At 69.6% G+C, this 19,668-nt stretch carries 23 protein-coding genes and 3 pseudogenes; 13 read left to right on the top strand and 13 right to left on the bottom strand.

Annotated elements, in window-relative coordinates; all coding sequences use genetic code 11:
* Positions 1 to 153: 153 nt before the first annotated feature.
* The 4 genes and pseudogenes from K415_RS0101290 to K415_RS0101280 form a co-directional block, all read right to left on the bottom strand.
* Positions 154 to 693, bottom strand: coding sequence for a hypothetical protein (locus K415_RS0101290; RefSeq protein WP_024285315.1), 540 nt, complete (start codon positions 691 to 693; stop codon positions 154 to 156).
* Positions 694 to 1,119: 426 nt separating this feature from the next.
* Positions 1,120 to 2,052 (bottom strand): recombinase family protein, encoded by a 933-nt coding sequence (locus K415_RS24440; RefSeq protein ID WP_231494795.1) that lies wholly within the window; start codon positions 2,050 to 2,052, stop codon positions 1,120 to 1,122.
* A gap of 81 nt (positions 2,053 to 2,133) precedes the next feature.
* Positions 2,134 to 2,589: pseudogene (locus tag K415_RS25065) on the bottom strand (recombinase family protein); the annotation flags it as partial.
* Between the two features lie 147 nt (positions 2,590 to 2,736).
* Positions 2,737 to 3,672 (bottom strand): YafY family protein, encoded by a 936-nt coding sequence (locus tag K415_RS0101280; protein WP_231494957.1) that lies wholly within the window; start codon positions 3,670 to 3,672, stop codon positions 2,737 to 2,739.
* A gap of 125 nt (positions 3,673 to 3,797) precedes the next feature.
* Here K415_RS0101280 and K415_RS0101275 point away from each other — a divergent pair, with 125 nt between their 5' ends.
* Positions 3,798 to 4,163, top strand: coding sequence for a VOC family protein (locus K415_RS0101275; protein WP_024285312.1), 366 nt, complete (start codon positions 3,798 to 3,800; stop codon positions 4,161 to 4,163).
* 388 nt (positions 4,164 to 4,551) lie between these two features.
* Positions 4,552 to 5,505 (top strand): hypothetical protein, encoded by a 954-nt coding sequence (locus tag K415_RS0101270; RefSeq protein ID WP_155859312.1) that lies wholly within the window; start codon positions 4,552 to 4,554, stop codon positions 5,503 to 5,505.
* On the opposite strand, the pseudogene K415_RS23215 reads toward K415_RS0101270, so the two are convergent.
* The 3 genes and pseudogenes from K415_RS23215 to K415_RS0101260 all read right to left on the bottom strand — a co-directional run.
* Positions 5,457 to 5,894, bottom strand: a pseudogene (locus K415_RS23215) (GNAT family N-acetyltransferase); the annotation flags it as partial. The gene K415_RS0101270 and the pseudogene K415_RS23215 overlap by 49 nt on opposite strands.
* Before the next feature lie 143 nt (positions 5,895 to 6,037).
* A complete protein-coding gene (locus K415_RS0101265) occupies positions 6,038 to 6,547 on the bottom strand; it encodes a hypothetical protein (protein WP_024285310.1) in 510 nt (169 codons plus the stop codon).
* Between the two features lie 124 nt (positions 6,548 to 6,671).
* The gene (locus K415_RS0101260) at positions 6,672 to 7,418 is read right to left on the bottom strand and encodes a hypothetical protein (protein ID WP_024285309.1); all 747 of its coding nucleotides are present in this window, start codon (positions 7,416 to 7,418) and stop codon (positions 6,672 to 6,674) included.
* A gap of 166 nt (positions 7,419 to 7,584) precedes the next feature.
* On the opposite strand from K415_RS0101260, the gene K415_RS0101255 reads away from it, so the two are divergent.
* The 5 genes from K415_RS0101255 to K415_RS0101230 all read left to right on the top strand — a co-directional run bounded on the left by K415_RS0101255 (position 7,585) and on the right by K415_RS0101230 (position 11,658).
* Positions 7,585 to 8,376, top strand: a complete 792-nt coding sequence (locus K415_RS0101255) for a GNAT family N-acetyltransferase (RefSeq protein WP_197024618.1) — start codon at positions 7,585 to 7,587, stop codon at positions 8,374 to 8,376.
* A gap of 56 nt (positions 8,377 to 8,432) precedes the next feature.
* Entirely contained in the window at positions 8,433 to 9,071 is a 639-nt protein-coding gene (locus K415_RS0101250) for a DUF1345 domain-containing protein (protein WP_024285307.1), read from the top strand.
* Between the two features lie 286 nt (positions 9,072 to 9,357).
* Positions 9,358 to 9,678 (top strand): PadR family transcriptional regulator, encoded by a 321-nt coding sequence (locus K415_RS0101240; RefSeq protein ID WP_024285306.1) that lies wholly within the window; start codon positions 9,358 to 9,360, stop codon positions 9,676 to 9,678.
* Entirely contained in the window at positions 9,675 to 10,448 is a 774-nt protein-coding gene (locus tag K415_RS0101235; protein ID WP_034660955.1) for a hypothetical protein, read from the top strand. Before K415_RS0101240 ends, K415_RS0101235 begins: the two co-directional genes overlap by 4 nt.
* A 391-nt stretch (positions 10,449 to 10,839) precedes the next feature.
* The gene (locus K415_RS0101230) at positions 10,840 to 11,658 is read left to right on the top strand and encodes an oxaloacetate decarboxylase (RefSeq protein WP_024285304.1); all 819 of its coding nucleotides are present in this window, start codon (positions 10,840 to 10,842) and stop codon (positions 11,656 to 11,658) included.
* A 301-nt stretch (positions 11,659 to 11,959) separates the two neighbouring features.
* On the opposite strand, the gene K415_RS24435 is transcribed toward K415_RS0101230, so the two are convergent.
* Complete coding sequence (locus tag K415_RS24435; protein ID WP_231494956.1) at positions 11,960 to 12,028, bottom strand: excalibur calcium-binding domain-containing protein; 69 nt, start codon at positions 12,026 to 12,028, stop codon at positions 11,960 to 11,962.
* A gap of 230 nt (positions 12,029 to 12,258) precedes the next feature.
* On the opposite strand from K415_RS24435, the gene K415_RS23205 reads away from it, so the two are divergent.
* A complete protein-coding gene (locus K415_RS23205) occupies positions 12,259 to 12,504 on the top strand; it encodes a CPCC family cysteine-rich protein (protein WP_081784825.1) in 246 nt (81 codons plus the stop codon).
* 240 nt (positions 12,505 to 12,744) lie between these two features.
* Here the strand turns inward: K415_RS23205 and K415_RS0101225 are convergent, their stop codons facing one another.
* From K415_RS0101225 to K415_RS0101215, 3 genes are read right to left on the bottom strand one after another with little or no spacing between them, the layout of a single operon-like run.
* Positions 12,745 to 13,410, bottom strand: a complete 666-nt coding sequence (locus tag K415_RS0101225; protein ID WP_024285303.1) for a dihydrofolate reductase family protein — start codon at positions 13,408 to 13,410, stop codon at positions 12,745 to 12,747.
* Positions 13,410 to 13,916 (bottom strand): SRPBCC family protein, encoded by a 507-nt coding sequence (locus tag K415_RS0101220; RefSeq protein ID WP_024285302.1) that lies wholly within the window; start codon positions 13,914 to 13,916, stop codon positions 13,410 to 13,412. Before K415_RS0101220 ends, K415_RS0101225 begins: the two co-directional genes overlap by 1 nt.
* 3 nt (positions 13,917 to 13,919) lie before the next feature.
* Positions 13,920 to 14,261 (bottom strand): metalloregulator ArsR/SmtB family transcription factor, encoded by a 342-nt coding sequence (locus tag K415_RS0101215; RefSeq protein ID WP_024285301.1) that lies wholly within the window; start codon positions 14,259 to 14,261, stop codon positions 13,920 to 13,922.
* Positions 14,262 to 14,410: 149 nt separating this feature from the next.
* Here K415_RS0101215 and K415_RS0101210 point away from each other — a divergent pair, with 149 nt between their 5' ends.
* Positions 14,411 to 14,713, top strand: coding sequence for a putative quinol monooxygenase (locus tag K415_RS0101210; protein WP_024285300.1), 303 nt, complete (start codon positions 14,411 to 14,413; stop codon positions 14,711 to 14,713).
* A 150-nt stretch (positions 14,714 to 14,863) separates the two neighbouring features.
* Here the strand turns inward: K415_RS0101210 and K415_RS0101205 are convergent, their stop codons facing one another.
* Together K415_RS0101205 and K415_RS0101200 are read right to left on the bottom strand one after the other, a co-directional pair.
* On the bottom strand, positions 14,864 to 15,391 hold the full coding sequence (locus K415_RS0101205) for a hypothetical protein (RefSeq protein ID WP_024285299.1): 528 nt from the start codon (positions 15,389 to 15,391) through the stop codon (positions 14,864 to 14,866).
* A 102-nt stretch (positions 15,392 to 15,493) separates the two neighbouring features.
* Positions 15,494 to 16,174 (bottom strand): GNAT family N-acetyltransferase, encoded by a 681-nt coding sequence (locus tag K415_RS0101200; RefSeq protein WP_024285298.1) that lies wholly within the window; start codon positions 16,172 to 16,174, stop codon positions 15,494 to 15,496.
* A 126-nt stretch (positions 16,175 to 16,300) separates the two neighbouring features.
* Between K415_RS0101200 and K415_RS22385 the strand changes: the two genes are divergently transcribed.
* The 4 genes and pseudogenes from K415_RS22385 (at position 16,301) to K415_RS0101180 (ending at position 19,528) form a co-directional block, all read left to right on the top strand.
* Entirely contained in the window at positions 16,301 to 16,789 is a 489-nt protein-coding gene (locus K415_RS22385) for a nitroreductase/quinone reductase family protein (RefSeq protein ID WP_024285297.1), read from the top strand.
* 134 nt (positions 16,790 to 16,923) lie between these two features.
* Positions 16,924 to 17,076 (top strand): annotated as a pseudogene (locus K415_RS25060) (GNAT family N-acetyltransferase); the annotation flags it as partial.
* Positions 17,077 to 17,092: 16 nt separating this feature from the next.
* A complete protein-coding gene (locus K415_RS24430) occupies positions 17,093 to 17,302 on the top strand; it encodes a hypothetical protein (RefSeq protein WP_024285296.1) in 210 nt (69 codons plus the stop codon).
* Positions 17,303 to 17,695: 393 nt separating this feature from the next.
* Positions 17,696 to 19,528, top strand: a complete 1,833-nt coding sequence (locus K415_RS0101180) for an ABC transporter family substrate-binding protein (protein WP_024285295.1) — start codon at positions 17,696 to 17,698, stop codon at positions 19,526 to 19,528.
* Positions 19,529 to 19,668: the final 140 nt, after the last annotated feature.

The following is a 19,668-nucleotide window of genomic DNA, read 5'->3' as shown; positions in this document are numbered from 1 at the left end:
CTTGGGTTTGGTCGCGGTCAGAGACCCACCTGCTCTGCACCCCGGCCGGCTGTCGTTCGCGTGGTCGGCGCGGTGCCCCCCGCCCCCGTACAGCCCCGTACAACCCACCGGGGGAGTGGTGGCCCGGGAGGCTCCGCTCGGCCGGCGCATGCCCTACTCGCGGTCGAGTGCGGCCTTCGCTGGGTCGAGTAGGTCATCGCCGGGCAGCGGGCAGACGGCCACGTCGGTTCCGTCGACGTTGAGGGCTCCGCGCCACTCGATGGTCCCCGTCTCGAGGCCGGGGAGCGCCTCCCACGGCACGACCACGGCCGCCCCACCGTCCGTGATCTCGGGGGACGCGGTCAGGTTCTCCTGGGTGTAGTCGAGCTGGTCGAAGACGAAGGCGGTGGTCGCACCGCCGGTGACCTTCACGCCGATCTGGTACGCGGCTTCGTAGGCCGCGTCCTGGACGACGACAGACCACAGGACGGTCTCCCGACTGGCAGTGCCAGCGGTGGCCCAAGCGATTGCCAGGCCGTCAGCGTCGTCGGTGAGGGTCACGGCCGTCAGCACTGCCGGGTCGGTGGACGGCCCGCACTCGCTCGACACCACGGCCGTATCTGTGTCCCCCTCAGCGCTCGTGGGTGCGTCGGCTGCGCACCCCGTGAGTGCCCCGACGAGGACGAGCAGGACGGGAACCACGATCCGGGGCATGCCCTGACCGTAGCGGGGGAGGGCCGGTTGGGCGGGGTGGTTCACGCTCGACGCGCTCGAGGCCGAGGCGGACTGACGCGACCGGCCTCCGGGGGAGTCGCCGCCCTTTCGGGGTCGTCTAGTCAGCCGTGCTGGGTGATGCTCGTCACATTCCACCCTCGGAGCAGTACGTCTACGTGCTAGCGGTGTCCAATTCGAGTCGACTTGACCGATCAGCCCTGCTCGCGGCCACCAGGAGCGTATAGACGGGATGCCATCGTAGTGACATGACCTCCTGCAGCCCCGATGAGCGGACCGCGGCCCTCGCCGTCGTCGTGCCTGCAGACCCCATCGCCGAGTACATCGCGCGGATGGTCGCCGACGCTCCACCGCTCACCGTCGAGCAAGGCCGGCAGTTGCAGGCTCTGCTCTCTCCGAGCGTCGCGGTTAGGAAGCCGGTACGACGCTCAGACGTGGCCGCGTAGCCACCTCGCTGCGACGCCACGTCGGAATGACGCTCTCTGGCCTGAACGTTCGCGAGCCTCTCGGCTGACGCACCAGCAGGATCTCGACCAGAGCGTCGATCACAGCCCTCTGGACCATGAGTGTCTCGCCGAGGAACGCCGCTGCGGGGTCGCCATGACGGAGGAGGTGGGACGCGGCACTGTTGCCCGCGAGCGCCAGCCGCTGGCGTTCGACTTCCTGGAGTTCGGCGACCCTCTTCCCCTTCTTGGACTTGTAGCGGGGTAGGTCGATCTCGTCGTCGTCGAACTGGGCTTCGATCACGGCGATCTTGTCTCGCAGGACGCGGGCCTGATAGTCGAGGGTGCGAACCGTGTCCTCGTCGATGGTGGGTGCGAGGAGCTCGACGATGTCAGGTTGTGCGAGACGAGCTGCGACCAGTCCGAGGACCAACTGGTCGATGGGACCGGCGGAGCGGGCCATCGAGCAGGGAACGCACCGGTACCGGTCACCAGACCACGCCTGGATGGGCCGCAAGCACTCGGCACACAGGTACAGGCCCGACCCGATGTGCTTCCGATCGGTACCAGCACGGTTCGACTTCCGGCGAGGGTCATCGAGGGTGTTCTGCACGAGGTGCCACGCGTCCTCGGTCACCAGCGGTGTCCACGTGCCCCGCGTCCCGGTGAGCTTCCCTTGGTAGACGACGAGGCCGGCGTACCTGGGGTTGCGGAGGATGGAGACCACCGAGGAAACGTTCCACCGTCCCGGCCCGACCGTCACTCGCTCCCCTCCTTCTCCTTCTTCTTTGAGGGCTGCACGTTGCGCAGTTCGCGTGGGAACGTCGCTCGCTGTCAGGAGGGCAGCGATGGAGCGGAGGGAGTCACCACGGGCGAACCGTTCGAAGATCAGCTGCACGATCTCAGCCTCACCGGGAACGACAGTCCCGTCCGGCAGGTACGCGGTCAGGCGTGGGCCGAGTGGTGGGCGCCCCCGTTCGGCTCGTTGCTGAGCGGCACGGGTCTGTCGGCGGGACTTCGCCGCGACCTCCGCCCGAGCCACGGACGCCTTGATCCGAGCGAAGAGCTGACCGCCGTCGGTCGCGAGGTCGGCCTCACCGTTCGCGGTGACGAGGGTGACACCACGGCCCTCAGCAAGGTCGATCCAGTCTTCGAGCTGGCGGGGCTGCCGGGTGAGGCGGTCCAGGTCGTAGCAGATCACGTGCTCGAAGCGCCCCGCCTTCGCATCAGCTACGAGGCGGTTGTAGTCAGGACGAACCTTCCGCCGGTCCGACGCGGAGATCGAAGAGTCCTCGTACACGTCGTACAGGACCCACTTGCGGTCGGCGAGGATCTTCATGCAATCCTCGCGCTGCCGGGTGATAGCGAGGCCCTCACCGGTCGCATCGAGGCTGATCCGCAGGTAGATCGCCGCCTGGGCGGGCGTCAGAGGCACGGGTGGGAGCACGCTCCATTCTCCCACGTCGGTACTACGAACGGACGCGGTTCAACACCTGGACAGGGGATCGTGGTGTTGTTCGAGCGCGGAACGTGGTGGAGTTCCGCTTCAACGTCTAGCTCCCGACGGCGCGCGACGGCGCTGTCAGCTGTGGGCGAGTGCCACTTCTCGCGCGAGGCGTCGGATGAGCTCGCGGGCCGCGATCGGTGCGATGACCTCGATGTGGTCAGCGAACTGGAGCAGCTGTCGGACGCCCTCGATCTGGTCGTAGCCGATGGTGAGGGTCGCCCGTCGTGGCTGTCGCGTCTGGTCGATCGACCTGAGTCTGCCGCCGAGGACTCTGCGGGCGAGATCGACGCGGTCGGCGTCGAGGAGTGCAGTGACCGTGACCTCGTTGCGTCCTTCGAGCGCCTGGCCGAGGTGATGGGCGACACCCTCGAGCGTGGCGCCGGTCCGCAGTCGCCGTGACTCGTCGAGCACGGCCCATTCTTCAAGTCGGGTCATGGCGAACATCCGCGGCTCAGCGTCGAGGTCGGCGATGAGGTACCAACGGTCGACTCGGAGCAGCAACCCATAGGGGTCGACGACCAGAGTCCGGGGTTCGGGGGCATCGCTTCTCCGGTAGCGGATGCGCAGTCGCCGGGCCCGCCGGAGGTCATGGGCGAGGCCGGCGACGTCCACGGTTTCCTCCGTGCCGAACCAGCCGCGGTTGTCGACCGTGACGACCTCGGCGAGGGACAGCGGCATGGCCTCGTGCCGCGGCGGTGGTGTCCGACGCCGGGTGGCCAGCTTGCTGAGCGCACCTCGGGCAGCAACCTCCGCGCCGAGCTGCCGAGCCCGGTCCAGGTCGACACCGACCGCACGGAAGACGTCGGCTTCCGAGGCGGTCAGCTTGGAGAGATCTACCTGATCGCCCGGGAGCAGGCTGATTCCGCCGTACCTCCCTCGTTCGGTGAGTATCGGGATCTCAACGTCCACAAGTGACCGGATGTCTCGGAGGATCGTCCGGGTCGAGACGCCGAACTCCGCTGCGAGCGCGTCCGCAGTCGTGTGCCGCCGGGTCTGGAGCGCGGCAAGGATGCCGATGACTCTCTGCGGTCGACTCGTGGTCCAGCCTCCTCGTGAAACATGACAGCTCTTGTCCGATTATCGGGTCATCGTGGTCTTGCAGTCGATCCGCGCCTGCCCTTCGTCAGGAGATCCCCATGTCCGCGCCCAATCTCTTCCTCGTCTACGTGACCGACATCGAGCGCGCCACGACGTTCTATCGTGATCTGTTCGAGATCGAACCCGTCGCCCTCACACCCCGCTACGTGCCCTTCCAGGTCGCCCCCGGCGTGCTGTTCGCGCTCTGGAACGGCCGCAGCGAGCAGGTCACGTCCGAGACGCCGCGCGCGTTCGAGGTCGGGCTCATGGTGCCCGGATCGGCGGCGGCGGTCGACGACATCTATGCCACGTGGGCGGCGAAGGGCGTGACCGTCGTCGAGGAACCCCACGACGACGTCTTCGGCCGCACCTTCGTCATCGCCGACCCTGACGGCAACCTCATCCGCGTCTCACCCGTCGATTGACGCGATCGCGTGTCGGTCCTTCGCCACGGTTGCCGTGCACGTGGCTCGGTGCCGAGACGTTGCTCGGTGGCGGAGCCTGGTGGAGTTCCGCTTCAATGTCTAGCGGCCAAGGACCGGCCTCGAGGTAGTCCGTCTGCGTCGAGATGGTCCGTTCAGAAGGACCATCTCGACCCTGCAGGACTTTCAGAGCACTATCCCCCGCAGGGGTGGCTCGAGCTTGGCGAGGCCGAGCAGGGCGAGGGCGCGGCTCAACTCGCATCGGATCGGTGCCGATAGGTGCTCCACGGCTGGTCAGGATGCACGCATAGACAGCTCCACGGCTCGACTGGCGGCGGCCTACCTCGCGGCGGGTTTGGCGCCGATCCGGCCGCCGGAGGACATCGACGCCGTGCTCGACGAGATCCGCGCCGAGATCCTCCCACTGCGGATGCCGGCGGAGCTCGAGAGGTTCTGGCGGCTCGTCGACCCTGGCTCGATCACTCTCGCCCCGTACCCGCATCCGATGACGGCCGCGTTCGCGCTCCAGTCCTGGCGGATGCATCGCGACGAGGCCCCGGGCATGACACCGAGCGCATTGTTCCCGTTCGCGTACGAGAGCCACGGCTTCCTGTTCGTCGAGCTTGAGGACGGGCGGGGCCATGGTGACCTCGTCGTCGAATGGGGCTACGGCGGCAGCCCGTTCGTCGTCCGATTCCCGGCGTTGTCGGCATATGTGGACCTCCTCGCCACGATGATCGAACGCGGGGAGTTCGCTCATCACGAACGGTACGGGCACTCGTGGACCGAGTTCGACCCGGCCCGCCGGTGGCAGGGTGAACAGATCGATCGCCTCGGGACGCTCGGACTGCTGCCCGGCACCGGGCTGGTGCGCGAGATCGACGAGGACGCCCGCGCATGGCCGGAGCACTGGCTCCTCTCCAACGGGCTGACGGTTGAGGCACGCACGCCACGCGGCGCGACGACGACTGTGGCCGCGCTGCTGCGCGCAGCCGCCGAGGGCGATGCGGCGAGCGGGACGATCCGAGCCACCGTGGCGCGACTCGTGGGGTCAGGCGGAGGCCGCCGCATCGACGTCGACGACGGGTCCGGGGTGCTCGACGTCTGGTGCCCCACTGACGTCTGTGCCTACGGCCCAGTCATCGGGCGCGAGTTCGAGCTCGACGTAGTCCTCAGGCCCGCCGCGCCCGCCGCGCCTGACTGGAGTTCCGAGCAGCGCGAGATCCAGCAGCAGGCGCTCGAGCAGAACCTTGAGAGTGCTCAGGAAGCGATCGTGCGCCTGTACGCGAAGGCGTTTCAGACACCAGCCACAGCGGAGGCCACGGGCGTCCGGCCGGTCGACTGAACTGCGTGGCGCGGCCGCACCAGGGGCCGCTCGCGCCGAGCCCGTGAGATTGTTCGGCACGGCGACGTCGTGGAGTTCCGCTTCAACGTGTAGCCATCGTCCGTTCCACGTCTGCCGATCGTGTCGGTGCGAAGGCGCGCGTGAACGTGCATGTCGTGCCAACCGTCGGTGTGGAGCCCTGACGCCCGCAACGTCCCCTCGGGTACGAAGCCGGTGGCCGCGGCGACTCGGCACGACGCGGTGTTCCGCACCGAGTGCTGGAGCTCCAGGCGATGAAGGCCGACCGCGTCGAACGCCCACCGGCTGAGCGTCGTCACCGAGTCGGCTGCGACCCCGCGACGGCGTGCAGACGGAAGCACCCAGTAGCTCCTCGTCGCGGTGGTCGGCGGACCCCTGGGCTTCTGGAGCGGCTACGGGGTGCTTGCCACGGGTCTGGTGGGAGAGCTGGTCGCGAAGAAGCGTGTCCGCAGACGAGTAGGTGGCAGGTACTGGCCGGCCGCGAGGAACTGAGGTCTGCCCGCCCCTCGCGAGGTCATAGGCGCGGAGCGCGTCGACGGCGGTCCCGCCACGCGCGCCAGCCACCCGTCGACCACAGTGCCCACAGGACGAGCAGCGGCTGGAAGGCCAGCCGGATGGCGCGGGCGGCGTCGGTGTCGAGCCCGAAGCCGTCGGTGCCGGTCAGGTACTGCGAGACGTTGCCGGGGAAGACCCCTACGAAGAACGCGGCGACCACCCAGCCGACCAGCCAGCGGTGGCGGCGGGGTGTTGCGAGCAACGCGGCCCCGAGGGCGATCTCCACGACACCCGAGCCGAGCACGACGACGTCGGGGTCGAGCGGGATCCACGACGGCACCTGTGCCTGGAACTCGTGGCGGCTGACAGTCAGGTGGGCGGTGCCGGTGAAGGCGAGGAAGCCGCCGAGCGCGATGCGGCCGACGGTGCGCGCGGGCGAGGTCGCGGCGTCCGGCGTGGTCGGCTCGGCAGGCCCGACCGCGTCGGTGGGCTCGGTCGGCGACGGGCCGGACGAACGGGCGGCGTGCACGGCGGCTCCCGGGGTGGACGGACCAGGTCGTCAACGTTACGCACCGCCGCGTCAGGCGCGTCCGCGAGCGGGCGCGGCCCGGGGAGTCCGTGACGGCCCGCCCCGCCCGAAGAGCTTCGTCGGGTCACTCCGAGGGCTGGAGCCGCCAGGTCCCGCACTCGAGGGAGACGAACTGCTGGCCGGTCTGGAGAGTGACCTCACCAGGGCCGGGTCCGGCGAACTCGACCGCGAGGACCTCGCTGTCCCAGTCGGTCCAGGTGCTGTCGACCTCCCACCCGCAGAACGCACCCTCGACGTACTCGCCGGTGAACTCGTGCTCTGTGCGGTAGGTGCCGGGTCGCAGGTCTTCGCCGACGAGCCACATGCCGTCCGTCACCGTGGTGGGTGCGACGTCGGGGGCGTCGAAGAGGTCTGCCTCGTCGACGAGCTCCCAGGCCCCGCACCGCTGCGTGCGGAAGAGCTGGCCGTCGCCCAGCGTGACCGTGGGGTGGCCGCCGTCCGCGGTGCCCCCCGCGATGAGCGCGTCGAGACCGCCGTCGGAGTCGCTGTACTGGCCGAACGTGCACGAACGGTCGAACAGGATGCCGCCGTCCATGCCGTCGGGCACCCGCTCGTCGACCGTGCGATAGACACCGGGGACGACGTCGACGCCGACGACGACGCGGAGCTCGGCCCTGGCGTCGTCGCCGGCTGGGTCCGCGGCGCCGAAGGTCGCCGTCGGCGACTCCACCTTCGCCGATGACGTCGGGGTGGTCGACGGGCCTGGGGTGGGCGGATCGTCGGCCGTCGGGGTGCACGCGGTCAGCAGCATCAGCGCGACCAGCGCCGACGAGGCGACCGCCGACCCGCGCCTGGCCCCGTCACCGCGCACGGCTGCTCCTCCCGTTGGTGTTCCTGCGTCCCTATCGGCCGCGGCGGGGCGGCCCATGAGCGCATCGATCTCGTGTGTCTGCATCGGGACAGCCGACGCGTGTGACGCACGCGCAAATGTCGTGCGGAGCGAGGGGCCGGACCACCACACTCCTCGCATGATGATCATGAGACGAGAAGAGCCGGCCGACCACGGTGCGGTCGAGGACCTGACCCGCGAGGCGTTCTGGGGGATGAGCGGCCCCAGGTGCGACGAGCACCTGCTCGCCCATCGGCTCCGGGATTCCGGAGCCTTCGTGCCGGAGCTGGACGTCGTGGCGGAGGTCGACGGCGCTCTCGTCGGGAACATCATGTTCTCCCGCGCCCAGGTGGTCGGGGAGGGCGGTCCTCGGGACGTGCTGACGTTCGGGCCGCTGAGCGTGCTGCCGGAGTACCAGGGCAGCGGCGTCGGGGGCGCCCTCATGCGGTACACGCTCGCGGAGGCGACTCGGCTCGGGCACCGCGTCGTCGTGGTCTACGGGCACCCCGACTACTACCCGAAGTTCGGGTTCCGCCGTGGCTCGGAGGTCGGCATCACGGCGCCCGGCGGGATGACGTTCGACGCCCTGATGGCGCTCGAGCTGGTCGACGGCGGGCTCGACGGTGTGCGCGGCGAGTTCCACATGGACCCCGCATTCCACCTCGACCCGGAGGACGCCGAGGCGTTCGACGCCACGTTCCCGGCGAAGGAGCCGGCGGTTCTCACACCCGTCGACGTGCTCGACGGCCACGTGCCGGTGTCGGTCCTCGAGGCGCTGCGCTCGCACGAGGTCGGCGACGTGGAGACCGTGCGGCGCTTCAGCTACGCCGAGGTGACCGCATGGGACGGCATCGGCGTCGTCGGCGGCGATGCGCTCCGGGCGTTCATGGCCGCGCGCGGTCTCCCGTGGGGTCCGCCGCAGGGCGGCGGCTCCCGCTGACGCGCTGACGGCGGGGCGCCGCCCGTCGGTGGCACGGGGGGCGGTTCACTGGGGGCATGGTCCGACTCGCCCGCTCCGACCGTCGGCTCGACGTCGCCCCGCTCGTCCGGCTCGCCTGCGGTGCCGCCGCGGGGCTGGTGCTCGGGTTCGCGGTCGCCTGGCCGTCGGTCCTCTCCTCGGTGCTCGCGGCGTGGGCGGGCACGGCGGCGGTGTTCGTGGCGTGGACGTGGGCAGCCATCGGCACGATGGGCGCCGAGGAGACCCGCGCGCACGCGACACGGGAGGAGCCCACGCTCCCCGGCTCCGAGGCGGTCCTTGTCGTCGCGGCCCTCCTCAGCCTCGGCGGGGTGGCGGGCATCCTGTTCGGCGGGCACTCGCACGAGGCCCTGCCGATGATCGCGACGCTCGCGGCGGTCCTGACGTCGTGGGCGGCGATCCACAGCGTGTTCGCCCTGCGGTATGCGCGGCTGTTCTTCGCCGACGACGGCGGCGGGATCGACTTCCATCAGGCCGAGGCGCCGCGCTACAGCGACTTCGCGTACCTCGCGTTCACCGTCGGGATGAGCTTCGCGATCTCGGACACCGACCTGGCCTCGTGGCGGATGCGGCGCCACGCGCTGCGGCATGCGCTGCTGGCGTACCTGTTCGGCACGGTGATCATCGCGCTGATCATCAACATCACCGCCGGCGCGTAGGTGGAAGACCCGGACAGACCGGCACCCCACTGCGCCCGAGTCAGAAACGACGCCGCTCAGACCCGATCAGACCCCCACCGAATGCGGACGGTGGGATCAAGGCTGAGCCACGCGCTCGTCGGCAACCTGCCTGTGCTCGTGGACAAGCAGGCCCCGGTCACAGTGGATGCCGGCCGGCTCCCCGGGGTCTGACTCGAGGTTCGCCAGCGAAGGGATCGCCCCGTCTGCGCCATGACCGTGCGCCCGAGGGTTGACCTTCCCGCGTTTGTTCTACACAGTGGTAGACATGAGGATGCCAGGGGGTTTGGAGCTTGACGTGCTGGTCGCTGTCGCGCGGCACGACGGCGACGCCTATGGGCTGCTCGTGCGCAAGGAGGTCAGCAGCGCGCGGGGTCGAGAGCTGTCGGTCGGTGCGGCGTACACCACGTTGTCGCGGCTCGAGACCAAGGGCTTGCTGACGTCGCACTGCACCGATCCGTTGCCGGTGCGCGGCGGCCGCTCGCGCCGGGAGTACCGGCTTACCACCGCTGGGCGCGAGCTGCTGGCCGCTGAGCGGGAGCGCGCGGACCGACGGTGGGGCGCGACGCCGCTGTGGGGTCAGGCGTGAGCGCCGCACCGCGGGAAGCGGGAAGCACGACCGACCCGACGACCACCGTCTGCCGCGCCGGGGGGATCGAGCGCGCGCTCGAGCTGGTGCTCGCTGGGCTCGCCCGGGACGAGGACGAACTGCTCGGCGACCTCGCAGAGGGTCGCGCCGAGGTCGCGAGTGCGCAGGGGGAGCGCGCGGCACGGCGCTGGTGGCTGGCCCAAGCACTGAGAGCAGCGCCCAGTCTGGCGTGGCACGAGCTGGTGCACCGACCGGCGATGCTGCTGCTGGGCCTGGCGGGATTCGTCCTGTGGGTCTGGATGGTGTCCCTGGCCTACGCCCCTTCCGACGAGCAGGCCTACGACTTCGCGCACCCGGTGATTCCGTCGGTGAGCCGCGTGATCAGGGACACCGTCGTGGTCGGAACCGGCAACCTCCTCGCGGCCGCCATCGTCGGCGCCGCGGTCGCCGCACTGGCGCGCCGGGTACGGCTCGTCCCCGCGCTCGTCCCGGCGGCACTCATGGCGCTCATCTCGAGCCGACACGCCTTCTACATCGCGTACCGCCCCGGCACGTGCACGATCTCCAACAACGGCTCGCTCAAGGAGTGCTCCCTCGAGCTCGGCGCGTGGTCCAGGGATGTCGTGGTCCCGGTCCTCTGGCAGCTCCCGACCATGATGATCCTGCTTCCCCTAGCGACGGCTCTAGGCGGACTGGCGGTGATCGCCTGGTCCCGGCGGCGCCAAGCCAAGTCATCGGTGCGGCCTCCCGCCGAACCGGGACCCGCCTGAGCCTTCGAGCTCGTGACGGAGGCACGACGATCGTCAGCGGGGGCCAGATCGGATCCACCGCGCTGGCCGCCGAGCCGTCCAGCCGCAACCGTGCCACCGCCTACGTCCGCACATGCCGCTCATCGGCACGAGCGCCGACAGCGGCACGACCGTGCGAACGGTGCCGCCATGCCGGCCAGCGGCATGTGCGGGCGTAACCGCCGTCACAGGCCGCGGCGGCGAAGCCAGCGCGAGTGTTGCTCGGGCCGCCCCGTCTGACGATCGTCGGTACGTCCGTGGTCGCGGTGAGCGTCCTGAGCTTCGTCGCCGTGGTGGTGCCCGCCCTTGACGATCCCCGCATTCAGGAGTCGCATGATCAGGTGGATTCGGCGCCTACCCGACGAGGTGTGTCATGAGTACTCAGGACGAACGGGTCGCGGCGTTCCGTCACCTGCACTCCGCCGGCTGCTTCGTCATGCCGAACCCGTGGGACGTCGGCAGCGCACGGGCACTGGAGCAGCTCGGCTTCAGGGCGCTGGCAACCACGAGTGCGGGGCTCGCCTGGACGCTGGGTCGTGCCGACGGCCACGTGACCCTTGATCAGACGCTCGAGCACCTCCGTGCCGTCGTGGACGCCGTGGGCGTGCCCGTCAACGCAGACTTCGAAGGCGGTTTCGCGGTCGATCCGCAGGACGTGCATGCGAACGTGAGGCTCGCCGCGGCCACGGGGGTCGCCGGGCTCTCGATCGAGGACTCCACGGGCGACGGAGCATCTCCGCTCCACGACTTCGAGCTGGCCGTCGAGCGCATCCGGGCCGCCCGCGAGGCGATCGACGAGAGCGGTACGGGGATCGTTCTGACTGGCCGGTCGGAGGGCTTCCTCGTCGGGCGGCCCGACATCGACGAGACGACTCGAAGGCTGCGCGCGTATGCCGAGGCCGGAGCCGACTGCCTCTACGCCCCGCGGATCGGGACCCTCGAGCAGGTCGCGGCGATCGTCGCCGCCGTATCACCGAAGCCGGTGAACCTGCTCATCAATGCGCCGTTCATCACCGTCGCGGAGGCGGCCGCACAGGGAGTGCGGCGGATCAGCGTCGGCGGGACGCTCGCGCGCACCGCGTGGGCCGGCTTTCTGCAGGCGGCACAAGAGGTCGCGGAAACCGGGACGTTCTCCCGGTTCGAGGGGTTGCCGAACGTCGACGCACTGCTCAGCCCGCAGCCCGACGGATGAGGCCCGAAGACACTCGCGACCGCGCGTCCTGAGGGCTCGAGCGGGCATCAGTGCCGGGAGGCCAACCCCGCGACACCACAGCGGCGTCCCAGGCGTTGGCAAGGGTCCGGTTCACGGCCGTGGCGGTGCGCTCGCGGTGGCCGTCCACCAGAGCGGGGCGGCGTGACGTGGCCCGGTGTGGTCGCGGCACATTCGACGTCATGACGAGCACCCATGAGGCACGTAGCGAACAGCGCCGAGACCGGTGGGAGGCCGCCGCAAACTGGCCGCTCACCGGCGCGACTCAGAGAACGCGTCAGCGCTACTCGCAGGCGATGCCGTCCCCGTCGCGATCGAGTCCCGATAGGTATCCAGGATCGCCCGAGTGCAGGGGGTCACGCCTGCCGCGCGAGCCTCGGTGCAGCTGTTGAAGTAGACGACTGCGCGCGGCGCGACGGGTGGCCCAGTGGCTGTCTCGACGGGCGCCGGGACCACTGGGACGGGCTCAGGGGTGACCGTCGGGGTCGGGGTGACGGTCCCGGTCGGCTTCTCGACTCCGAGGGCGACTCCAGTTGCGTCGCCGGAACCGCCTGGTTCGAGGCATACGCGGCGCAGGCAAACGTGCTCGCCTCAAAGTCGGGCGGGCCTTACTCCTGCCCCTGCTGTGGGCACGTCACGCTCGCGGAGCGCGGGGGATACGAGACTTGCGGGGAGTGCGGTTGGGAGGACGACGGCCAGGACAACCACGACGCGCACGTCGTTCGCGGTGGTCCGAACCGCCATCTCAGTCTTGAGGATGCCCGCGCCGCCTACGTACAGGAGGGCGGCACTCCGCTTCCGCATCTGCCGCCGCCTGAATCGGCCTGAGCTCGTCGGCAGAAGCCCCTTCGGCGGCAGATCCGGGCGAGCGCAGCCGCCCGTTTGATGAGCTTGAACGCCACCGCGACACCGGCGGCGCGGGAGCCGGGGCCCTTGGTGACTCGCTGGCGAAGCCTGAGCTGGCGAGGGATTTCCACGCCATCGGCGTGAGGTCCCTCCCGGAGGAGCGCACGGCCGAGATCGCGGCCCGAACGCTCGCCCTTCCCGACGCTCGGAGCGTCGAGGATCTCACGCGCTGCTGACCTCGGCGGGGGAGCGCTGAGGTCGAGACAGTTGCCGCTCCCGGACTGTGTAGGTCAGGTGCGTCACCCTTGGGGAGGGCTCCGCGCGGACCGGCTCCAGGGCCACGCGGCCCGCGTCCACGCCCTCGAACAGGCGGATTCCGGAGCCGAACAGCACGGGTGAGAGCGCGATCGAGAACTCGTCGATCAGGCCGGCGTTCACGTACTCCAGGATCGTCGCGCCGCCGCCCGCGATGCGGACGTCTCGGTCGCCGGCGGCCTCGCGGGCCTGGTCGAGCGCGGACTCGATGCCGTCGTTGACGAAGTGGAACGTGGTCCCGCCCGACCGCTCCCAGGGGTCACGCTTCTCGTGCGTCACGACGAAGACCGGCGTGTGGAACGGCGCCTCCTCCGGCCACGCCTGCTCGCCGGCGTCGAACATGCGCTTACCCATCACGCTCGCGCCGGTGCGCTCGAACGTCTCCCGCACGATGTCGTTGTCGCGCCCCTCCTCGCCGCCCTCGCCCAGCTTCAGGTTCTCCCGCAAGAACCGCTGCGGGAGGATCCACTGCTGCAGTTCCATCCACTGCTGCCCCATCAAGTCCTCGAGGGACTCGGGCGCGATGAACCCGTCCAGCGACATCGACACGCTGAAGAACACCTTTCCGGCCATCAGTCCTCCGCTCCCTTCCGAACGATCTCGGTGACGTAAGCAGCCAGGTTGCTCAGGGTCTGCTGGCCGCCCACGATCGCGTGGTGCTTCTCGACCGCCTCGTCGCGCAGCTCCTTGGTGGGGAACACCGTGCGCATCTCGATCCGGGTCGCCGCGCCGTCGGGCGCGAACGTGAGGACCGACTCGAAGGCGTTCGGGTCGCCGCGGGACTCACCGTGCAGTAGCGCGATCCGCTCCGGCGGGGCGATCTCGGTCCAGGAGATCCACTCCTGGTAGTCCGTCCCGTCCGGTCCGTGCATCACGAAGTCCCACTCCCCGCCGACGCGGAACTCGAACGCCCGCGTGGTGGTGGTGAACCCCTCCGGTCCCCACCACCGCGACAGGTGCCGCACCTCGGTGAACGCCTCGAACACCAGCTCCCGTGGGGCACTGATGACCCGGGAGATCACGATCTCGCGGTCGGCCGTCGCTGACTGCGCCGAAGCGTCCCGTGCTTTCTCTGCCATCGGTCACTCCTCCTGCCTTGCCTGCTTGAGGTCCTGCACGTGCGCGTCCAGCCGGTCGAAGCTCTCGTTCCAGAACCGCTCGAACCCGCCGGTCCACTCGTGGACCGGTCGCAGCCCGCGGGCGTCAAGGCCGTACAGCCGCTGCTTGCCTGCCTTGCGGTCCCGCACCAGCCCGACCTCCCGGAGCACCCGCAGGTGTTTGGACGCCCCCGGCTGGGTCATCCCCAGCTCCTGGGCCAACTCGGTCACCGGCCGCTCACCCGCCCGCAGCAGCACCAGGATCTCCCGGCGCTGCGGCTCGGCGATCGCGTTGAAGACGTCCGACGTCGTCGCTGCTCGTGCCATGGGTGCCATCGTATGCCGTTATCGGCATGCGGCAGGCCGGAGGTACGCCGCGATGCCGACCAGCGGCATGTGCGGATGTCCGCACCGCCCTCATCCATCTGCGGCATGGTGGCATCGGGTTGCCTCCTTGCGCCTCTACGGTGACATGCATGACGTACGCCAACGTGGGAACCCTGGGATCGTTACCTGGCGAGCGCGACCGACTCGTTGAGATCCTGACGCGCCGCAGTGCTGATCTTGAGCAGGCCGGTTGTCTGCTGTACGAGGTCGGAGTCAACGACGAGCGGCCGGACACGGTGTTTGTGGCGGAGTTGTGGACTTCAGCCGCAGCGCATCAGAGCTCGCTGGAGTTGGACAGCGTGCAAGCGGCTATCCAGGAAGCTCGTTCGCTCCTGTCCGGGGAGATGGGCGGGTTCCGTTTCGAGGTCATGGGTTCCCCGCTACGAGACTGACTCCGTCACGCTGATGCTCGAGGCCCGTCCCGTCCCGGACGGGATCGTTTCCGGTCGGCCGCGGCGAGCGGATCGCGGGCATGATCGGACACTCGATCGGGAGCTATGTAGAGGCGACGCTGGGCGACGACACGCCGCGGCGTGCCCTGGTCAGTCACCGAGCCCGGCGACGACCGCCTCGCCACCAGTCCAGTTCGCCACGAGCGCCGGACCAGTAGTTGCGTCGCCTAGGTTGCGGACGATCCGCACGGTCGCGCTGTCCGCCGATGCCCCCGCCCTTGCGATCAGCCGCACTGTCGGCTCCCGGGTCCCGACCATCCGGCCGTCCTCCCACAGCTCGAGGACCGCCTGGTTCTGCTCACCCAGGACCGCCCGGCGGAAGCAATCGACCGCGACCGGGTCGGTGGTGCCGTCGTACACCCAACGCTGGCCCAGCTCGGAGTGCTCCATCGTGCTCACCAGCCGCGCCTCGCCAACCTTGAGTGGAGCGCCGCGGTAGGTGAACACCACGTGTTGCAGCTGCGCGCCGCGTCGTACCACGAACGCCTCGACGCCGACCTCGCCCGCGGGGTCGTCAAACCGGTAGCTGCCGAGCACCTCGACCGGCCCGCCGAGCACCGCCTCTAGCAACTCGGGCTTGGTCGGCCGGATCGTCGCAGAGGAGTGCACGATGGCCATGCTGCAAGACCATACAGATGGCTGGTCGCCGGATGCGGCGACCAGCCCCCCGATAGCACGCTCATCGGCATGACCGAGCGACCGCTTCGATGGCCGGATCGCTCAGTCTCGCCCGCGGGTGCGTCCGAGATCTTCGATGAGTCCGAACGGCGACGTCGTGGAGTTCCGCTTCAACGTGTAGCCATCGTCCGTTCCACGTCTGCCGATCGTGTCGGTGCGAAGGCGCGCGTGAACATGCATGTCGTGCCAACCGTCGGTGTGGAGCCCTGACGCCCGCAACGTCCCCTCGGGTACGAAGCCGGTGGCCGCGGCGACTCGGCACGACGCGGTGTTCCGCACCGAGTGCTGGAGCTCCAGGCGATGAAGGCCGACCGCGTCGAACGCCCACCGGCTGAGCGTCGTCACCGAGTCGGCTGCGACCCCGCGACGGCGTGCAGACGGAAGCACCCAGTAGCCCACCTCGGCGAACCCATCGGCGAGATCCAGCTCCCTGAACGCGACGCGGCCGATGGCGCTGCCGCCGTCGAGGCCGGTCACTGCCCACGACGCACCGGTCTCGGCAGCCCAGGAGCTGTGCCACTGGTGGATCGTTGCGGCCGCCTCGTCGTCGTCCAGAGAACGGCAGTGCCATCGCTGGATGTCATGGTCGGCGTAGGCCAGGACGAGGGTCGGTATGTCTGCATCGATCCAGGGCCGAAGCGCGATGGTCGAGCCCGTGAGGTGCGGTTGAGGTTGTGCGGAGAACGTGCCGACGGGGAGGTGCGGCGCTACGAGGAGAGGCACGTCACCATGATGGTCGTTGGGCTGCGCCGCTTCGCGCCGAACGCCGGCGACCGAACCGACCGCGCCCAGACGCCGACGTGACCGAAGTCCCTGGTGGCTCACGCAGCCGGCGCGCCACGGTGGACCATGACCACCGGACGTTCGTCCCGCGCACCGCTGATCTGGCGAGGGATGCGCAGGATCAACCGGGCTCCCGCGCGGATGATCGGACGAGGCCGCGGTCCGCGCGGCGTCGTGCTCCTGCTCACCACGACCGGTCGGCGATCGGGCCTTGAGCGGACGACGCCCCTGCAGTTCGAGGAGGCCGACGGCGTGATCTACGTGGCCTCCGCGCGGGGGTCGCAGGCCGACTGGTTCCTCAACGCCCAGGCAGATCCGCACGTCAGGGTGCAGATCGGGGACCGGCAGCTCGAGGGCGTGGCCGAGCCGGTCGTCGCGCCGGAACGGATCGCGGACTTCTTCCGGCTCCGCCTCGCCCGGCACCCGGCCATGGTGCGGCTGATGATGGCGGCCGAAGGGGTGCCGCCGTGGGCGAGCCCCGCGGCACTTGAACGGTTCGCCGGGAAGAAGGCCCTGCTGATCATCCGACCGCTCGCGGGCTCAGGGCGGCCCTGACCGAGCCCGAGTCCGGTTGTGCCCGGGACCCGGGGCCAGCACGCTTCGAGGTGTGACGACGTCGATCGGGGGCCTCGGGGCCGCGGGCGCCGGTCCGGCGATCCGGATCGAACCGGGCCGGGACCGATTCGCTCATGGACTACGTCGAGGCTGCCGACCGCCTCCCCGGCTGCCTGGCGTACGCGGCCGACGAGGTGGTCGGCGTCCTCCTCGTCGCGCAGCACTTCCCCGAGTCGGCCGAGATCCACCTCGTCGCGGTCGACCCCCGGTACCACCGGTGCGGCATCGGGCGGGCCCTGCTCGATGCGGCCGAGCGGGACCTCGCTGCACGGACTGTCCGCTTCCTGCAGGTCAAAGACCCTCGGGGCGTCCGACCCGAGCGAGGAGTACGCCCGTACGCGCCGGTTCTACCAGGCGCGCGGCTTCACGCCCCTCGAGGAGCTGGACGGGATCTGGCCCGGCAACCCGTGCCTGCTGATGGTCGAGGCACTGGGCCGGGCTGCGGTGCGGTGAGGGGCCGATTCGTCCCGTTCGGCTCGCGGACCACGGCCGGAGCCACCGATCGGACCGGCCGGGACGCGGACCTGGTACGCACCGTCCAGGCGGCACCTGGCCGACCGAAACGGGGCCGAAACCCCAGGTGTCAACGGATTCTGCTGCCGACCACCACGATGTCACCGCTGACCTGCGGGTCCTCCCGGTGGCCCGGTCTCAGATGCTGATACGTACCGCCCAGTATCGAATGTGTAACGATCCAAGATCATCAGAGCTGCTGTCCGTTTCGTGCCTTCCGCGGTGTGTAACCTCCCAATCACTTGTGACGAATCGTCGTGCACGCGAGGCCCGGTCGGTGATGCCGGCCCGGCCCCGGTTGCCGTGGTGCGTCTTACCCTTTCAGGAGGAACCTTGAAGATCAGGCGATTCGGCGCGGTTGGCGCCGCAGTTGCGGTGGCGGCCCTGGCCCTCACGGCGTGCACCGCTGCTGACCCCGGCGAGGGTGACACCCCCACCACCACCGAGACGGAGTCGGCCGAGGCCGACGTCACCAATGTGACGGTCGGCTGGAACCAGCCGATGTACTCCTACAACGAAGACAGCGACCACGGCAACGCCACGGCGAACGCGGTCATCCAGTACCTGACGCAGGCCGAGTTCGCGTACTACGACGCGAACCTCGAGCTCGTCCAGGACACCTCCTTCGGCACGTACGAGAAGACCTCGGACGACCCGCTGACGGTGACCTACACGGTCAATGACGGCATCAAGTGGTCCGACGGCACCCCCGTCGACGCCTCTGACCTGCTGCTCCAGTGGGCCGCCATCTCGGCGAACCTGAACGACGAGGTCACCTTCGACGAGGAGACCGGCGAGGCGATCGTCGCGGAGAACCAGGTGTTCTTCGCCTCGGGCACCCCGGGCATGGCGCTCGTGTCCCAGACGCCGGAGATCAGCGAGGACGGCATGTCGCTGACCCTCGTCTACGACAAGCCGTTCGCCGACTGGGAGAGCAACTTCGACACCGGCCTCCCGGCGCACGCGACCGCGAAGCTCGGCCTCGGCATCGAGGACCCGCAGGAGGGCAAGGACGCACTCGTCGCTGCCATCCAGGACAACGACCGTGCGGCGCTGGCCTCCATCGCCAACGCGTGGCGGACCGGCTTCGACTTCACGTCGACGCCCAGCGACCCGATCATGTACCTGTCCACCGGCCCGTACGTGCTCAGCGAGTACGTCGAGAACCAGTACCTGACCGTCGTGAAGAACCCGGAGTACACCGGGGACCACGAGGGCAAGGTCGACCAGATCACCGTGCGCTACAACGAGGACCCGCAGGCCCTCGTCCAGGCGCTGCAGAACGGTGAGATCGACATGCTGGCCCCGCAGGCCACGGCCGACACCCTCGCCGCCCTCGAGGCGATCGACGGGATCACGGTCAAGACGGGCATCGACAGCACCTATGAGCACGTCGACATGCAGATGACCAACGGTGGCCCGTTCGACGCGGCCACCTACGGTGGCGACGCCGAGAAGGCGCGCAAGGTCCGCGAGGCGTTCATCAAGACCATCCCGCGTCAGGCGATCATCGACTCGCTGATCAAGCCGCTCAACCCGGACGCCGAGGTGCGCAACTCGTTCATCCTCACGCCCGGTGCCCCCGGCTACGACGACATGGTGGCGCAGAACGGCTCCGACGCGTATGCCGAGGTCGACATCGAGGGTGCCAAGGCACTCCTCGCCGAGGTCGGCGTCACCGCGGTCGACGTGCGCTTCCTGTACGGCGCATCGAACGTCCGTCGCCAGAACGAGTACACCCTGATCCAGGAGTCCGCCGCGCAGGCCGGCTTCAACGTGATCAACGGTGGCAACGACGACTGGGGCTCGATGCTCGACCAGGCGACCGACCAGTACGACGCGGCCCTGTTCGGCTGGCAGTCCACGTCGACCGCGGTGACCGAGTCGGACGCGAACTTCCGCACCGGTGGGATGAACAACTTCTACGGCTACTCCAACCCGGCGATCGACGCGCTGTTCGACGAGCTGCAGGTCGAGACGGACCCGGCCGAGCAGATCCGGATCCAGATCGAGGTCGAGAAGCTCCTCTGGGCCGACGCGTTCGGCACCACGATCTTCCAGTTCCCCGGCGTCAACGCCTGGAACTCGGAGATCTCCGGTGTCGAGCCCATCGCCCTGAGCCCGACGATCTTCTACGGGTTCTGGAACTGGGAGAAGACCGCCTGATCTGATCGCCCTGGTGGCGCCCTGATCATCGGGCTGCACGGCACGGGGGGTGCTGGAGCGTTCGTGCTCCAGCACCCCCCGCTGCACGCGCGTTCGTTGGCAGGCGCCTTCGGTCGCTAGGCTCTCCCGGTCAAGCACTT

The organism is Cellulomonas sp. KRMCY2 (genome assembly GCF_000526515.1).
Classification (GTDB): Bacteria; Actinomycetota; Actinomycetes; order Actinomycetales; family Cellulomonadaceae; genus Actinotalea.
The sequence above is the reverse complement of the archived record's forward strand: the minus strand, read 5'-3'. Positions and strand labels throughout refer to the sequence as shown.

Bases quoted from the DNA above. Each gene is read 5' to 3' on its own strand.
- K415_RS0101290 (WP_024285315.1), bottom strand. From the start codon at position 693: ATGCCCCGGATCGTGGTTCCCGTCCTGCTCGTCCTCGTCGGGGCACTC.
- K415_RS0101275 (WP_024285312.1), top strand. From the start codon at position 3,798: ATGTCCGCGCCCAATCTCTTCCTCGTCTACGTGACCGACATCGAGCGC.
- K415_RS0101255 (WP_197024618.1), top strand. From the start codon at position 7,585: ATGAGACGAGAAGAGCCGGCCGACCACGGTGCGGTCGAGGACCTGACC.
- K415_RS0101250 (WP_024285307.1), top strand. From the start codon at position 8,433: ATGGTCCGACTCGCCCGCTCCGACCGTCGGCTCGACGTCGCCCCGCTC.
- K415_RS0101240 (WP_024285306.1), top strand. From the start codon at position 9,358: ATGAGGATGCCAGGGGGTTTGGAGCTTGACGTGCTGGTCGCTGTCGCG.
- K415_RS0101230 (WP_024285304.1), top strand. From the start codon at position 10,840: ATGAGTACTCAGGACGAACGGGTCGCGGCGTTCCGTCACCTGCACTCC.
- K415_RS0101225 (WP_024285303.1), bottom strand. From the start codon at position 13,410: ATGGCCGGAAAGGTGTTCTTCAGCGTGTCGATGTCGCTGGACGGGTTC.
- K415_RS0101220 (WP_024285302.1), bottom strand. From the start codon at position 13,916: ATGGCAGAGAAAGCACGGGACGCTTCGGCGCAGTCAGCGACGGCCGAC.
- K415_RS0101215 (WP_024285301.1), bottom strand. From the start codon at position 14,261: ATGGCACGAGCAGCGACGACGTCGGACGTCTTCAACGCGATCGCCGAG.
- K415_RS0101210 (WP_024285300.1), top strand. From the start codon at position 14,411: ATGACGTACGCCAACGTGGGAACCCTGGGATCGTTACCTGGCGAGCGC.
- K415_RS0101205 (WP_024285299.1), bottom strand. From the start codon at position 15,391: ATGGCCATCGTGCACTCCTCTGCGACGATCCGGCCGACCAAGCCCGAG.
- K415_RS22385 (WP_024285297.1), top strand. From the start codon at position 16,301: ATGACCACCGGACGTTCGTCCCGCGCACCGCTGATCTGGCGAGGGATG.
- K415_RS24430 (WP_024285296.1), top strand. From the start codon at position 17,093: ATGCGGCCGAGCGGGACCTCGCTGCACGGACTGTCCGCTTCCTGCAGG.